General features: G+C 53.8%; 14 protein-coding genes. 12 read left to right on the forward strand and 2 right to left on the reverse strand.

Going from position 1 to position 14,367, the window contains the following annotated elements:
* The first annotated feature begins 318 nt into the window (after positions 1-318).
* The 11 genes from livK (at position 319) to ugpQ (ending at position 11,332) form a co-directional block, all read left to right on the forward strand.
* On the forward strand, positions 319-1,428 hold the full coding sequence (gene livK, locus HEM79_RS10255; RefSeq protein ID WP_176241365.1) for a high-affinity branched-chain amino acid ABC transporter substrate-binding protein LivK: 1,110 nt from the start codon (positions 319-321) through the stop codon (positions 1,426-1,428).
* Positions 1,429-1,475: 47 nt separating this feature from the next.
* The gene (gene livH / locus HEM79_RS10260) at positions 1,476-2,402 is read left to right on the forward strand and encodes a high-affinity branched-chain amino acid ABC transporter permease LivH (protein ID WP_001295097.1); all 927 of its coding nucleotides are present in this window, start codon (positions 1,476-1,478) and stop codon (positions 2,400-2,402) included.
* Complete coding sequence (gene livM / locus HEM79_RS10265; protein WP_176241366.1) at positions 2,399-3,676, forward strand: branched chain amino acid ABC transporter permease LivM; 1,278 nt, start codon at positions 2,399-2,401, stop codon at positions 3,674-3,676. Before livH ends, livM begins: the two co-directional genes overlap by 4 nt.
* Positions 3,673-4,440, forward strand: a complete 768-nt coding sequence (gene livG, locus HEM79_RS10270) for a high-affinity branched-chain amino acid ABC transporter ATP-binding protein LivG (protein WP_001075510.1) — start codon at positions 3,673-3,675, stop codon at positions 4,438-4,440. The genes livM and livG overlap by 4 nt, the downstream gene beginning before the upstream one ends.
* Before the next feature lies 1 nt (position 4,441).
* Positions 4,442-5,155 (forward strand): high-affinity branched-chain amino acid ABC transporter ATP-binding protein LivF, encoded by a 714-nt coding sequence (gene livF, locus HEM79_RS10275; RefSeq protein ID WP_176241367.1) that lies wholly within the window; start codon positions 4,442-4,444, stop codon positions 5,153-5,155.
* A gap of 118 nt (positions 5,156-5,273) precedes the next feature.
* Positions 5,274-6,020, forward strand: a complete 747-nt coding sequence (locus tag HEM79_RS10280; RefSeq protein ID WP_176241368.1) for a tetratricopeptide repeat protein — start codon at positions 5,274-5,276, stop codon at positions 6,018-6,020.
* Between the two features lie 232 nt (positions 6,021-6,252).
* A complete protein-coding gene (gene ugpB, locus HEM79_RS10285; RefSeq protein ID WP_176241369.1) occupies positions 6,253-7,569 on the forward strand; it encodes a sn-glycerol-3-phosphate ABC transporter substrate-binding protein UgpB in 1,317 nt (438 codons plus the stop codon).
* 221 nt (positions 7,570-7,790) lie between these two features.
* Complete coding sequence (gene ugpA / locus HEM79_RS10290) at positions 7,791-8,678, forward strand: sn-glycerol-3-phosphate ABC transporter permease UgpA (protein ID WP_000099289.1); 888 nt, start codon at positions 7,791-7,793, stop codon at positions 8,676-8,678.
* The gene (ugpE, locus tag HEM79_RS10295) at positions 8,675-9,520 is read left to right on the forward strand and encodes a sn-glycerol-3-phosphate ABC transporter permease UgpE (protein ID WP_000572164.1); all 846 of its coding nucleotides are present in this window, start codon (positions 8,675-8,677) and stop codon (positions 9,518-9,520) included. Before ugpA ends, ugpE begins: the two co-directional genes overlap by 4 nt.
* A 1-nt stretch (position 9,521) precedes the next feature.
* Complete coding sequence (ugpC, locus tag HEM79_RS10300; RefSeq protein ID WP_176241370.1) at positions 9,522-10,592, forward strand: sn-glycerol 3-phosphate ABC transporter ATP binding protein UgpC; 1,071 nt, start codon at positions 9,522-9,524, stop codon at positions 10,590-10,592.
* A complete protein-coding gene (ugpQ, locus tag HEM79_RS10305) occupies positions 10,589-11,332 on the forward strand; it encodes a glycerophosphodiester phosphodiesterase (protein WP_176241371.1) in 744 nt (247 codons plus the stop codon). Before ugpC ends, ugpQ begins: the two co-directional genes overlap by 4 nt.
* Here ugpQ and HEM79_RS10310 read toward each other — a convergent pair.
* Positions 11,319-11,759, reverse strand: coding sequence for a DUF2756 family protein (locus tag HEM79_RS10310; RefSeq protein ID WP_176241372.1), 441 nt, complete (start codon positions 11,757-11,759; stop codon positions 11,319-11,321). The genes ugpQ and HEM79_RS10310 overlap by 14 nt on opposite strands.
* Before the next feature lie 120 nt (positions 11,760-11,879).
* On the opposite strand from HEM79_RS10310, the gene ggt reads away from it, so the two are divergent.
* Complete coding sequence (gene ggt, locus HEM79_RS10315; protein ID WP_176241373.1) at positions 11,880-13,625, forward strand: gamma-glutamyltransferase; 1,746 nt, start codon at positions 11,880-11,882, stop codon at positions 13,623-13,625.
* A 60-nt stretch (positions 13,626-13,685) separates the two neighbouring features.
* Here ggt and yhhY read toward each other — a convergent pair whose 3' ends face one another.
* On the reverse strand, positions 13,686-14,174 hold the full coding sequence (gene yhhY, locus HEM79_RS10320; RefSeq protein WP_176241374.1) for an N-acetyltransferase: 489 nt from the start codon (positions 14,172-14,174) through the stop codon (positions 13,686-13,688).
* Positions 14,175-14,367: the final 193 nt, after the last annotated feature.

Genomic DNA, 14,367 nt, shown 5'->3' on the forward strand with positions numbered 1-14,367 from the left:
CAATAATTACAAATTAAAAACATTATAGAATGAAAATTGTCCAGCATAATCCCCTGAATGGTAGTGAATTATTCCGTCCTTTGTACCGTTATTTTATGCTGACAACTGCGCTTTTTTCTGTTTATCTATCAATTAATTCAGAATATTATCTGTTCTTAATCGACTGAAAAATAGGGATTTTAATCGATATCATCACAAAAAACTGCGCTAAACCCTTAATCGGACAGGCAAAAACAGCGCAGTATAAAAAAGAACAGTCTGATTTGTTAACACATAAAAAACAAAGCAACACAACATTACGAGTGGGGATTTTTGACTATGAAACGGAATGCGAAAACTATCATCGCAGGGATGATTGCACTGGCAATTTCACACACTGCTTTAGCTGACGATATTAAAGTTGCCGTTGTTGGCGCGATGTCCGGCCCGATTGCCCAGTGGGGCGATATGGAATTTAACGGCGCGCGTCAGGCGATTAAAGACATTAATGCTAAAGGGGGAATTAAAGGCGATAAGCTGGTTGGCGTGGAATATGACGACGCCTGCGACCCAAAACAAGCCGTTGCGGTTGCCAACAAAATCGTTAACGACGGCATTAAATATGTTATTGGTCATCTGTGTTCCTCTTCTACCCAACCTGCGTCGGATATCTATGAAGACGAAGGTATCCTGATGATCTCGCCGGGAGCGACCAATCCGGAGCTGACCCAACGCGGTTATCAACACATCATGCGTACTGCCGGGCTGGACTCTTCCCAGGGGCCAACCGCAGCGAAATACATTCTTGAGACGGTGAAGCCCCAGCGCATCGCCATCATTCACGACAAACAACAATATGGCGAAGGGCTGGCGCGTTCAGTGCAGGACGGGCTGAAAGCGGCTAACGCCAACGTCGTCTTCTTCGACGGCATTACCGCTGGAGAGAAAGATTTCTCCGCGCTGATCGCCCGCCTGAAAAAAGAAAACATCGACTTCGTTTACTACGGCGGTTACTACCCTGAAATGGGGCAGATGCTGCGCCAGGCGCGTTCCGTTGGCCTGAAAACCCAGTTTATGGGGCCGGAAGGTGTGGGTAATGCGTCGCTGTCGAATATTGCCGGTGATGCTGCCGAAGGTATGTTGGTCACTATGCCAAAACGCTATGACCAGGATCCGGCAAACAAAGGCATCGTTGATACGCTGAAAGCAGACAAGAAAGATCCGTCCGGACCTTATGTCTGGATCACCTACGCGGCGGTGCAATCTCTGGCGACTGCCCTTGAGCGTACCGGCAGCGATGAGCCGCTGGCGCTGGTGAAAGATTTAAAAGCTAACGGTGCAAACACCGTGATTGGGCCGCTGAACTGGGATGAAAAAGGCGATCTTAAGGGATTTGATTTTGGTGTCTTCCAGTGGCACGCCGACGGTTCATCCACGGCAGCCAAGTGAAAATCCCACCGCCCGTGAAATGCGGGCGGGTTTAGAAAGGTTACCTTATGTCTGAGCAGTTTTTGTATTTCTTGCAGCAGATGTTTAACGGCGTCACGCTGGGCAGTACTTACGCGCTGATTGCCATCGGCTACACCATGGTTTACGGCATTATCGGCATGATCAACTTCGCCCACGGCGAGGTTTACATGATTGGCAGCTACGTCTCCTTTATGATCATCGCTGCACTGATGATGCTGGGCATTGATACCGGCTGGCTGCTGGTGGCGGCGGGATTTGTCGGCGCAATCGTCATTGCCAGCGCCTACGGCTGGAGTATCGAACGGGTGGCCTATCGCCCGGTGCGCAACTCTAAGCGACTGATTGCACTCATTTCTGCAATCGGTATGTCCATCTTCCTGCAAAACTATGTCAGTCTGACCGAAGGTTCGCGCGATGTGGCGCTGCCCAGCCTGTTTAACGGTCAGTGGGTGGTGGGTCATAGCGAAAACTTCTCTGCGTCTATTACCACCATGCAGGCGGTGATCTGGATTGTCACCTTCCTCGCCATGCTGGCGCTGACGATTTTCATTCGTTATTCGCGCATGGGGCGCGCCTGTCGTGCCTGCGCCGAAGACCTGAAAATGGCGAGCCTGCTTGGCATCAACACCGACCGGGTGATTGCGCTGACCTTTGTGATTGGCGCGGCGATGGCGGCGGTGGCGGGGGTTCTGCTCGGTCAGTTCTACGGTGTGATTAACCCCTACATCGGCTTTATGGCCGGGATGAAAGCCTTTACCGCAGCGGTGCTCGGTGGGATTGGCAGCATTCCGGGGGCGATGATTGGCGGGTTGATTCTGGGGATTGCGGAGGCGCTCTCTTCTGCCTATCTGAGTACGGAATATAAAGATGTGGTCTCATTCGCCCTGCTGATCCTGGTGCTGCTGGTGATGCCGACCGGTATTCTGGGTCGCCCGGAGGTAGAGAAAGTATGAAACCGATGCATATTGCAATGGCGCTGCTCTCTGCCTCGATGTTCTTTGTTCTGGCGGGCGTCTTTATGGGTGTCCAACTGGAGCTGGACGGTACCAAACTGGTGGTTGATACGGCTTCCGACATCCGTTGGCAGTGGGTGTTTATCGGCACGGCGGTGGTTTTTTTCTTCCAGCTTGTGCGACCTGCTTTCCAGAAAGGGCTAAAAAGCGTTTCCGGGCCGAAGTTTATTCTGCCCGCGATTGATGGCTCCACGGTGAAGCAGAAACTGTTCCTCGTGGCGCTGCTGGTGCTTGCGGTGGCGTGGCCGTTTATGGTCTCACGCGGGACGGTGGATATCGCCACCCTGACCATGATCTACATTATCCTCGGCCTCGGGCTGAACGTGGTGGTGGGGCTGTCTGGCCTGCTGGTGCTGGGTTACGGCGGTTTTTACGCCATCGGCGCTTACACCTTTGCGCTGCTCAATCACTATTACGGTCTGGGCTTCTGGACCTGCCTGCCAATTGCCGGGTTAATGGCAGCGGCGGCGGGCTTCATGCTTGGCTTCCCGGTGCTGCGTCTGCGCGGCGACTATCTGGCGATCGTTACCCTCGGTTTCGGCGAAATTGTGCGCATATTGCTGCTCAATAACACCGAAATTACCGGCGGTCCGAACGGCATCAGTCAGATCCCGAAACCCACTTTCTTCGGCCTTGAGTTCAGCCGTACCGCCCGTGAAGGCGGCTGGGATACCTTCAGCAATTTCTTTGGCCTGAAATATGATCCCTCCGATCGCGTCATCTTCCTCTATCTGGTGGCCTTGCTGCTGGTGGTGCTAAGTCTGTTTGTCATTAACCGCTTACTGCGGATGCCGCTGGGGCGTGCGTGGGAAGCGTTGCGTGAAGACGAGATCGCCTGCCGTTCGCTGGGCTTAAGCCCGCGCCGTATCAAGCTGACCGCCTTTACCATCAGCGCCGCGTTTGCGGGTTTTGCCGGAACGCTGTTTGCGGCGCGTCAGGGCTTTGTCAGTCCGGAATCCTTCACCTTTGCCGAATCAGCCTTTGTACTGGCAATAGTGGTGCTTGGTGGCATGGGATCGCAGTTTGCGGTGATTCTGGCAGCAATTTTGCTGGTGGTGTCGCGCGAGTTGATGCGTGATTTCAACGAATACAGCATGTTAATGCTCGGTGGTTTGATGGTGCTGATGATGATCTGGCGTCCGCAGGGCTTGCTGCCCATGACGCGCCCGCAACTCAAGCTGAAGAACGGCGCAGCGAAAGGAGAGCAGGCATGAATCAGCCCTTATTATCTGTTAACGGCCTGATGATGCGCTTCGGTGGCCTGCTGGCGGTGAACAACGTCAATCTTGAACTGTACCCGCAGGAGATCGTCTCGTTAATCGGCCCTAACGGTGCCGGAAAAACCACGGTCTTTAACTGCCTGACCGGATTCTACAAACCCACCGGCGGCACCATTTTACTGCGCGATCAGCATCTGGAAGGTTTGCCCGGCCAGCAAATTGCCCGCATGGGCGTGGTGCGCACCTTCCAGCATGTGCGCCTGTTCCGTGAAATGACGGTGATTGAAAACCTGCTGGTGGCGCAGCATCAGCAACTGAAAACCGGGCTGTTCTCCGGCCTGTTGAAAACGCCTTCTTTCCGTCGCGCCCAGAGTGAGGCGCTCGACCGAGCCGCCACCTGGCTTGAGCGTATTGGTTTGCTGGAACACGCTAACCGTCAGGCGAGTAACCTGGCTTACGGTGACCAGCGCCGCCTGGAGATCGCCCGCTGCATGGTAACGCAGCCGGAGATTTTAATGCTCGACGAACCGGCGGCAGGTCTTAACCCGAAAGAGACCAAAGAGCTGGATGAGCTGATTGCCGAGCTGCGTAACCATCACAATACCACTATCTTGTTGATTGAACACGATATGAAGCTGGTGATGGGGATTTCAGACAGAATTTACGTGGTCAATCAGGGGACGCCACTGGCAAACGGCACGCCGGAGCAAATCCGTAATAATCCGGACGTGATCCGTGCCTATTTAGGTGAGGCATAAGATGGAAAAAGTCATGTTGTCCTTTGACAAAGTCAGCGCCCACTACGGCAAAATCCAGGCGCTGCATGAGGTGAGCCTGCATATCAATCAGGGCGAGATTGTCACCCTGATAGGTGCGAACGGTGCGGGGAAAACCACCTTACTCGGCACGTTATGCGGCGACCCGCGCGCCACCAGTGGGCGAATTGTGTTTGATAATAAAGACATTACCGACTGGCAGACGGCGAAAATCATGCGTGAAGCGGTAGCGATTGTCCCGGAAGGGCGTCGTGTCTTCTCACGAATGACGGTGGAAGAGAACCTGGCAATGGGCGGCTTCTTTGCCGAACGCGACCAGTTTCAGGAGCGTATAAAGTGGGTGTATGAGCTGTTTCCGCGTCTGCATGAGCGCCGTGTTCAGCGGGCAGGCACCATGTCCGGCGGTGAGCAGCAGATGCTGGCGATTGGTCGTGCGCTAATGAGCAATCCGCGTTTGCTACTGCTTGATGAGCCATCGCTCGGGCTGGCACCGATTATCATCCAGCAAATTTTCGACACCATCGAACAACTGCGCGAGCAGGGGATGACTATTTTCCTCGTCGAGCAGAACGCTAACCAGGCGTTGAAGCTGGCGGATCGCGGCTATGTGCTGGAAAACGGCCATGTAGTGCTCTCTGATACCGGCGACGCGCTGCTGGCGAACGAAGCGGTGAGAAGCGCGTATTTAGGCGGGTAAATTATCGATAACCCGGCAGCTCAGTTCTGTCGGGTTATTCGTCCGTATACAGACTTGTTTCGACTGACCGGGAGGATTAAAACCAGACCACTTATTTGCCACGGAAAGGTTTCCTCCCATGCATTATGCCGTTGTCGTCATGCTTGAGCTGCTTTGCTGTATCCATGCTTACCGTACCGGACAAGAGCGGTACTGGATTTTTATCATCTTCTGTTTTCCGGTGATTGGCTGCGTGGCGTATTTCGTCATGGTGATGCTGCCTGAAACGGGCGCTGACCGTCACGGGCGTACTTTGCTGATGCGCTTGCAGGACAAAATCAACCCGGAACGCCACCTGCGCAAATTAACCGAAGAGCTGGCGATTGCCGAGACTAATCAAAATCACTACCAGCTTGCCAACGAACTGGCGCGCCTCGGGCGTTACCATGAAGCTGTTCCCCATTATCAGCAGGCGTTAAGCGGAATTTTCGCCCATGAAGCGGCAATGATGTTAAGCCTGGCGCAGGCGCAATTTGCCATTCAGGAGTTCGCCACCTGTCAGCAGACGCTGGAAGATGTGATGCGTTATAACCCCGATTTTCAGTCGGCAGAAGGGCATTTGCTATTCGCCAGAACCTTAGCTGCACAAGAAAAATATGCCGACGCGGAAAGCGAGTTTACAGTGTTGATTTCTTATTACCCCGGCCCGCAGGCGCGAATTTACTATGCGGAAATGCTGGCGAAAATTAATCGACTACGTGAAGCTAATGAGCAATATGTTGCTGTGGTTGATATGGCCAAACGCTCGAGACCGCATTATAGAAAACGCCACCGGGAATGGATTAAGACCGCCAATGAGCGGCTGAAGCAGAGCATTGTTCATTAAGACCTGCGCCAGATGACCTCTGGCGCGTTAAATTTTCCGAACGTGACATTATCCGTGCCCCATCTCCCATTTTCCCTCACCCGTACCGTCACTGCCTTGTCATCTTTCTGACACCTTACTATCTTACAAATGTAACAAAAAAGTTATTTTTCTGTAATTCGAGCATGTCATGTTACCCCGCGAGCATAAAACGCGTGAATTCGCGCATTCGGTACAACAAGAGAGATAAACGATGAAACCGTTACATTATACAGCTTCAGCACTGACGCTCGGACTGGCGTTAATGGGGAATGCACAGGCAGTGACGACCATTCCGTTCTGGCATTCTATGGAAGGGGAACTGGGTAAAGAGGTGGATTCTCTGGCCCAACGTTTTAACGCCGAAAACCCGGATTACAAAATTGTACCGACCTATAAAGGCAACTACGAACAGAATTTAAGTGCGGGGATTGCCGCATTTCGTACCGGCAACGCTCCGGCTATTTTGCAGGTTTATGAAGTTGGCACCGCTACCATGATGGCGTCGAAAGCCATTAAACCGGTATATGACGTGTTTAAAGAGGCGGGGATTAACTTCGATGAATCGCAGTTTGTGCCGACGGTTTCAGGCTACTACTCCGACAGCAAAACCGGCCACTTACTCTCCCAGCCGTTCAACAGCTCGACTCCCGTTCTCTATTACAACAAAGACGCCTTCAAGAAAGCGGGTTTAGACCCGGAACAGCCGCCGAAAACCTGGCAGGATCTGGCGGACTATGCCGCGAAACTGAAAGCCTCCGGCATGAAGTGCGGCTACGCCAGCGGCTGGCAGGGCTGGATCCAACTGGAAAATTTTAGCGCCTGGAACGGTCTGCCGTTTGCCAGCAAAAACAACGGCTTTGACGGCACAGATGCGGTGCTGGAGTTCAACAAGCCGGAGCAGGTGAAACACATCGCCATGCTCGAAGAGATGAACAAGAAGGGCGATTTCAGCTATGTCGGGCGTAAGGATGAATCCACCGAGAAATTCTATAACGGTGATTGTGCGATGACGACCGCTTCTTCCGGTTCTCTTGCCAACATTCGCGAGTACGCCAAATTCAACTACGGCGTTGGCATGATGCCTTACGACGCTGATGCGAAAGATGCGCCACAAAACGCCATTATCGGCGGAGCCAGTCTGTGGGTAATGCAGGGCAAAGATAAAGAAACTTACACCGGCGTGGCGAAGTTCCTCGACTTCCTCGCGAAGCCAGAAAACGCTGCTGAGTGGCATCAGAAAACCGGTTATCTGCCGATCACCAAAGCGGCGTATGACCTGACACGTGAGCAGGGCTTTTACGAGAAAAACCCTGGGGCAGATACCGCGACGCGTCAGATGCTGAACAAGCCGCCGTTGCCGTTCACCAAAGGGCTGCGTCTGGGCAACATGCCGCAGATCCGCGTGATTGTGGATGAAGAGCTGGAGAGCGTGTGGACCGGTAAGAAGACACCGCAGCAGGCGCTGGATACTGCCGTTGAGCGTGGGAATCAGTTACTGCGCCGCTTTGAGCAGTCTACGAAGTCTTAATTCTCTTACCCTCACCCTAACCCTCTCCCAAAGGGAGAGGGGACCGATCGGCGTGGTGGAAAAGTGCCGTGTCGGTTTGTCACTTCGTTCTGAAGGCGAAGGGAACCACCCGGCGTGGTAGAGCGAAGTTGACTCAATGGCAAAACGCCGCACCGCCTTTCTCCCTCGCCCCTCTGGGGAGAGGGCCGGGGTGAGGGGAACACAACACGAAGAGTTTATTTATGTCATCATCCCGTCCGGTGTTCCGCTCGCGCTGGCTGCCTTATCTGCTGGTCGCGCCGCAGCTCATCATCACCGTTATCTTTTTTATCTGGCCTGCGGGCGAAGCGTTGTGGTACTCGCTACAAAGCGTCGATCCGTTTGGTTTCTCCAGCCAGTTTGTCGGTCTGGATAACTTCGTCACGCTGTTTCATGACAGCTATTATCTCGACTCCTTCTGGACGACGATAAAATTCAGCACCTTTGTCACCGTCAGCGGTTTGCTGGTGTCGCTGTTCTTCGCGGCGCTGGTGGAGTACATCGTGCGCGGCAGCCGTTTCTATCAAACCTTGATGCTGCTGCCGTATGCCGTGGCTCCCGCCGTTGCCGCCGTATTGTGGATCTTCCTGTTTAACCCCGGCCGTGGGCTGATCACTCATTTTCTCGCTGAGTTCGGCTACGACTGGAACCACGCGCAAAACAGCGGTCAGGCAATGTTTCTGGTGGTGTTTGCCTCGGTGTGGAAGCAAATCAGCTACAACTTTCTGTTCTTCTATGCCGCGCTACAATCCATTCCCCGTTCGTTGATTGAAGCCGCAGCCATCGACGGCGCAGGGCCGATTCGCCGCTTCTTTAAGATTGCGCTGCCGCTTATCGCTCCGGTGAGTTTCTTCCTGCTGGTGGTGAACCTGGTGTACGCCTTCTTCGACACCTTCCCGGTGATCGACGCCGCCACGTCCGGCGGGCCGGTTCAGGCTACCACGACGCTGATTTATAAGATCTACCGCGAAGGCTTTACCGGACTGGATCTGGCTTCGTCTGCCGCGCAGTCGGTGGTGTTGATGTTCCTCGTCATCGTGCTGACGGTGGTGCAGTTCCGCTATGTTGAAAGCAAGGTGCGTTACCAATGATTGAGAACCGTCCGTGGCTGACAATATTCAGCCATACCATGCTGATCCTCGGGATCGCGGTGATCCTCTTCCCGCTGTACGTGGCGTTTGTCGCGGCGACGCTGGATAAACAAGCCGTCTACGCCGCGCCGATGACGCTAATTCCCGGCACGCATCTGCTGGAGAATATCCACAACATCTGGGTAAACGGGGTAGGCACGAATAGTGCGCCGTTCTGGCGGATGTTGCTTAACAGCTTCGTGATGGCGTTCAGCATTACGCTCGGCAAAATTACCGTCTCGATGCTCTCGGCATTTGCCATTGTCTGGTTTCGTTTTCCGCTGCGTAACCTCTTCTTCTGGATGATTTTTATCACCCTGATGCTGCCAGTTGAAGTGCGTATCTTCCCGACGGTAGAAGTGATCGCCAATCTGAAGATGCTCGACAGCTACGCAGGTTTAACGCTGCCGCTGATGGCCTCGGCGACCGCCACCTTCCTGTTCCGCCAGTTCTTTATGACGCTGCCGGATGAGCTGGTGGAAGCGGCGCGGATCGACGGCGCATCGCCAATGCGCTTCTTTTGCGACATCGTTTTTCCGTTGTCCAAAACTAATCTGGCGGCGCTGTTTGTGATCACCTTTATCTACGGCTGGAATCAGTATTTGTGGCCGTTGTTGATTATTACCGACGTTGATCTCGGCACCACCGTGGCAGGGATCAAAGGGATGATCGCCACTGGCGAAGGCACCACGGAATGGAACTCGGTAATGGCGGCGATGTTGTTAACGCTTATCCCTCCGGTGGTGATTGTTTTAGTGATGCAGCGTGCCTTCGTGCGCGGCCTGGTCGATAGTGAGAAATAAGATGGCAGGACTGAAATTACAGGCAGTAACCAAAAGCTGGGATGGCAAAACCCAGGTCATTAAACCGCTGACCCTTGATGTGGCGGATGGCGAATTTATCGTGATGGTCGGGCCGTCTGGCTGCGGGAAATCGACGCTGCTGCGCATGGTTGCCGGGCTGGAGCGGGTGACCGAGGGCGATATCTGGATCAACAATGAGCGTGTGACCGAAATGGAGCCGAAAGATCGCGGGATTGCGATGGTGTTTCAGAACTACGCGCTTTATCCGCATATGAGCGTCGAAGAAAACATGGCGTGGGGGCTGAAAATTCGCGGCATGGGCAAGCAGCAAATAGCCGAGCGCGTTAAAGAAGCGGCGCGCATTCTGGAGCTGGACGGCCTGCTTAAGCGCCGACCGCGCGAGCTTTCCGGCGGTCAGCGCCAGCGTGTGGCGATGGGGCGCGCGATTGTGCGCGATCCAGCGGTATTTTTGTTTGATGAGCCGCTCTCTAACCTCGATGCCAAGCTGCGCGTGCAGATGCGCCTTGAGTTGCAGCAATTGCACCGTCGTCTGAAAACGACTTCACTCTACGTTACTCACGATCAGGTTGAGGCGATGACGCTCGCCCAGCGGGTGATGGTGATGAACGGTGGCGTTGCCGAACAGATTGGCACACCGGTTGAAGTCTACGAAAAACCCGCCAGCCTGTTTGTGGCGAGTTTTATCGGCAGTCCGGCGATGAACCTGCTGACAGGCCGCGTGAATAACGAAGGCTCGCATTTCGAACTGGACGGGGGGATCGCTCTGCCGCTAAACGGTAGCTACCGGCAGTATGCCGGACGTAAAATGACCCTCGGTATTCGCCCGGAACATATTGCGTTAAGCTCACAAACAGAAGGCGGTGTGCCGCTGGTGATGGACACGCTGGAGATCCTCGGTGCAGATAACCTGGCGCACGGACGCTGGGGCGAACAGAAGCTGGTAGTAAGACTGGCGCATCAGGAGCGCCCGACGGCAGGCAGCACGTTGTGGCTGCATCTGCCGGAAAATCAGCTACATCTTTTTGATGGTGAAACAGGACAACGAGTATGAGTAACTGGCCTTATCCCCGCATCGTCGCCCATCGTGGCGGCGGTAAACTGGCTCCGGAAAACACCCTGGCGGCAATCGATGTGGGGGCAAAATACGGTCATAAGATGATCGAATTTGACGCGAAGTTATCGAAAGATGGCGAGATCTTCTTGCTCCATGACGATAATCTCGAACGTACCAGCAACGGTTGGGGCGTAGCTGGCGAACTGAACTGGCAGGATTTACTGCGCGTGGATGCAGGCAGTTGGTACAGCAAAGCGTTTAAAGGCGAGCCGCTGCCCTTGCTTTTGCAGGTGGCGGAACGCTGCCGCGAACATGGGATGATGGCGAATATCGAAATCAAACCCACCACTGGCACTGGGCCATTAACGGGCAAAATGGTGGCGCTGGCGGCGCGCGAGCTTTGGGCAGGTATGACGCCGCCGCTGCTGTCATCGTTTGAGATTGATGCTTTAGAAGCTGCGCAACAGGCTGCACCGGAACTGCCGCGCGGTTTGTTGCTTGATGAGTGGCGCGACGACTGGCGCGAACTGACCACGCGGCTGGGCTGCGTCTCTATTCATCTCAACCATAAGTTGCTCGATAAAGTGCGAGTGAGGCAGTTGAAAGACGCTGGATTACGGATTCTGGTGTATACCGTCAACAGACCCCAGCGCGCGGCAGAGTTGCTGCGCTGGGGCGTGGATTGCATTTGCACCGATGCGATTGACGTGATTGGTCCGAACTTTACGGCCCAATAGTTTTCAACGGAATATCAGGCTGCGGCGTGCTGGGCTGATTCAGCATGTCGCCGTTTTTCCTCTCCGGCAGCATATGCTGCTGATTCAACGAACTATCCATATTATGGTTGCCGTTTAACATCCCGCCGTTGGTGTTGGGCAGCATTTGCTGCCGGGCGGGATTTAGCTCCCCCGGCTGCGACTGCAATACCCGCTGCGAGTTGCTGTTAATCTGATTTTCTAAATGTTGCTGCTGTAATTGCGTCTGCGTTTTCAGTTGCTGATTCAGCATCCCTTTTTGCTGGATTTGCTGCGTTTGCATTTGGGTTTGCATCCGCTGCTGACTGGGGATCTGATACCCCGGCTGGTTAGGGTTGTTCAGAGTATTAATGGGCTGTGCAAAGCCGACAAACGGCAGGAGTGCCGTCAAAAGCAGAAGTCGTTTCATCGCGTATCCTCCTCTGAAGATATCCTTTAAGTTTACTCGCTTCCCGGCAAAACGATGATTAATTCAGAGTTATATACCAGGCTTAGCTGGGGTTGCCCCACACATAACTGGAGAATAACGATGATAAAACCGACGTTTTTACGCCGGGCGGCGATTACAGCTTTGCTTTCAGGATGTTGTTTTAGTGCGGCAGCCGCGCCACCTGCGCCGCCGCCTGTCTCGTATGGCGTGGAGGAAGATGTCTTTCATCCGGTACGCGCGAAGCAGGGGATGGTGGCGTCTGTGGATGCTACTGCCACTCAGGTGGGGGTGGATATCCTTAAAGAAGGTGGTAATGCCGTTGATGCCGCCGTGGCAGTGGGATATGCGCTGGCGGTAACGCATCCGCAGGCGGGGAATCTGGGCGGCGGCGGTTTTATGCTGATTCGCACTAAAGATGGCAATACGACTTCTATCGACTTCCGTGAGATGGCACCCGCCAAAGCAACCCGCGATATGTTCCTCGATGATCAGGGCAACCCGGACAGCAAAAAATCACTCACTTCGCATCTGGCCTCAGGAACGCCTGGCACGGTCGCAGGCTTCTCGCTGGCGCTGGAGAAGTACGGCACCATGCCGCTGAACAAAGTGGTGCAACCGGCGTTTAAACTGGCGCGCGATGGTTTTATCGTTAACGATGCGCTGGCCGACGATCTCAAAACTTACGGCAGTGAAGTGCTGCCGAATCACGAAAACAGCAAGGCTATCTTCTGGAAAGAGGGCGAGCCGCTGAAAAAGGGCGACAAACTGGTGCAGGCGAATCTGGCAAAGAGCCTGGAGATGATTGCTGAAAATGGCCCGGACGAATTCTACAAAGGCACGATAGCTGAGCAGATCGCCCAGGAGATGCAGAAAAACGGCGGCCTGGTAAGCAAAGAAGATTTAGCGGCGTATAAAGCGGTGGAACGCACACCGATTAGCGGCGATTATCGCGGGTATCAGGTTTACTCCATGCCACCGCCATCCTCCGGCGGGATTCATATCGTGCAGATTCTGAATATCCTGGAAAACTTCGATATGAAGAAATATGGCTTTGGCAGCGCCGATGCGATGCAAATCATGGCAGAAGCTGAGAAATACGCCTACGCCGACCGCTCGGAATATCTTGGCGACCCGGATTTCGTCAAAGTGCCGTGGCAGGCGCTGACCAATAAAGCCTATGCCAAATCCATTGCCGATCAAATTGATATCAATAAAGCGAAGCCGTCCAGCGAAATTCGCCCAGGCAAACTTGCGCCTTATGAGAGTAACCAAACTACCCATTACTCAGTGGTGGATAAAGACGGTAACGCGGTAGCGGTGACCTATACGTTGAACACCACCTTCGGTACGGGTATTGTTGCGGGCGAGAGCGGTATTCTGCTCAATAACCAGATGGATGATTTCTCCGCCAAACCGGGCGTACCGAACGTTTACGGGCTGGTGGGCGGTGATGCCAACGCCGTCGGGCCGAACAAACGCCCGCTGTCATCGATGTCACCAACCATTGTGGTGAAAGAAGGTAAAACCTGGCTGGTCACCGGTAGCCCAGGCGGGAGCCGGATTATCACCACCGTGCTGCAAATGGTGGTGAACAGCATCGATTATGGAATGAACGTTGCCGAAGCGACCAATGCGCCGCGTTTCCACCATCAGTGGTTGCCGGACGAGCTGCGTGTTGAGAAAGGATTTAGCCCGGATACGCTCAAACTGCTGGAAGCAAAAGGTCAGAAAGTGGCGCTGAAAGAGGCGATGGGCAGCACGCAAAGCATTATGGTTGGGCCGGACGGTGAGTTGTATGGGGCATCTGACCCGCGCTCGGTGGATGATTTAACAGCGGGGTATTAATATCTTAAGCCCTCTACCGGTAGGTGAGGGCTTAAATGACAAACTTAGATTACAAATTCTTTATTTCACCCGCGCCATAAAATACGCATCGACATATTCGCCATTTCGCAACGCGTACTTTTTACCAGTTCCTTCAATCTCAAAGCCGTGTTTTTTATAGATCTTAATTGCCGGGGCATTATCGACAAACACGGTTAGTTCAATGCGATCTACCCGCAGCCAGTTGTCGCACATCTCAATCATCTCTCGCATCAGGGCGCTGGCGACGCCGCGATTGTGCCAGCGGGAGTCGACGCAGATACCAAAATCGGCAACATGACTGCGGCGCGGGCGTTGCTGCACGTCAATGGTGAGATGACCCACGACGGTTCCATCAATACAGGCGACTAACTGTTTGATGCCGGGACGATCGGCGAGTCGCTCCTGCCACAGATGATCGGAAGGATGAGGCACCTGTAGTGTGTTGTAATACACCTCCGGCTGGGCGTGAATTTGCCGAATGGCCTCGTAATCGCGCGTTTCAGCGTGGCGTATCACTATCTCACTCATTCCTCTGTCCTCTTTGGGGTAAATGTCCCTTTCAACATCATTGACTTTCAAATGCGAGTCAAATGCATTTTTTTACAAAAAGTGTTGGACAAGTGCGAATGAGAATGATTATTATTGTCTCGCGATCAGGAAGACCCTCGCGGAGAACCTGAAAGCACGACATTGCTCACATTGCTTCCAGTATTACTTAGCC

It is taken from the genome of Escherichia sp. 93.0816 (genome assembly GCF_013368855.2).
GTDB classification, from domain to species: Bacteria; Pseudomonadota; Gammaproteobacteria; order Enterobacterales; family Enterobacteriaceae; genus Escherichia; species Escherichia ruysiae.

What these genes read in the sequence shown, in the direction of transcription:
- livK (WP_176241365.1), top strand. Translation starts at nt 319, where the DNA reads ATGAAACGGAATGCGAAAACTATCATCGCAGGGATGATTGCACTGGCA.
- livH (WP_001295097.1), top strand. Translation starts at nt 1,476, where the DNA reads ATGTCTGAGCAGTTTTTGTATTTCTTGCAGCAGATGTTTAACGGCGTC.
- livM (WP_176241366.1), top strand. Translation starts at nt 2,399, where the DNA reads ATGAAACCGATGCATATTGCAATGGCGCTGCTCTCTGCCTCGATGTTC.
- livG (WP_001075510.1), top strand. Translation starts at nt 3,673, where the DNA reads ATGAATCAGCCCTTATTATCTGTTAACGGCCTGATGATGCGCTTCGGT.
- livF (WP_176241367.1), top strand. Translation starts at nt 4,442, where the DNA reads ATGGAAAAAGTCATGTTGTCCTTTGACAAAGTCAGCGCCCACTACGGC.
- HEM79_RS10280 (WP_176241368.1), top strand. Translation starts at nt 5,274, where the DNA reads ATGCATTATGCCGTTGTCGTCATGCTTGAGCTGCTTTGCTGTATCCAT.
- ugpB (WP_176241369.1), top strand. Translation starts at nt 6,253, where the DNA reads ATGAAACCGTTACATTATACAGCTTCAGCACTGACGCTCGGACTGGCG.
- ugpA (WP_000099289.1), top strand. Translation starts at nt 7,791, where the DNA reads ATGTCATCATCCCGTCCGGTGTTCCGCTCGCGCTGGCTGCCTTATCTG.
- ugpE (WP_000572164.1), top strand. Translation starts at nt 8,675, where the DNA reads ATGATTGAGAACCGTCCGTGGCTGACAATATTCAGCCATACCATGCTG.
- ugpC (WP_176241370.1), top strand. Translation starts at nt 9,522, where the DNA reads ATGGCAGGACTGAAATTACAGGCAGTAACCAAAAGCTGGGATGGCAAA.
- ugpQ (WP_176241371.1), top strand. Translation starts at nt 10,589, where the DNA reads ATGAGTAACTGGCCTTATCCCCGCATCGTCGCCCATCGTGGCGGCGGT.
- HEM79_RS10310 (WP_176241372.1), bottom strand. Translation starts at nt 11,759, where the DNA reads ATGAAACGACTTCTGCTTTTGACGGCACTCCTGCCGTTTGTCGGCTTT.
- ggt (WP_176241373.1), top strand. Translation starts at nt 11,880, where the DNA reads ATGATAAAACCGACGTTTTTACGCCGGGCGGCGATTACAGCTTTGCTT.
- yhhY (WP_176241374.1), bottom strand. Translation starts at nt 14,174, where the DNA reads ATGAGTGAGATAGTGATACGCCACGCTGAAACGCGCGATTACGAGGCC.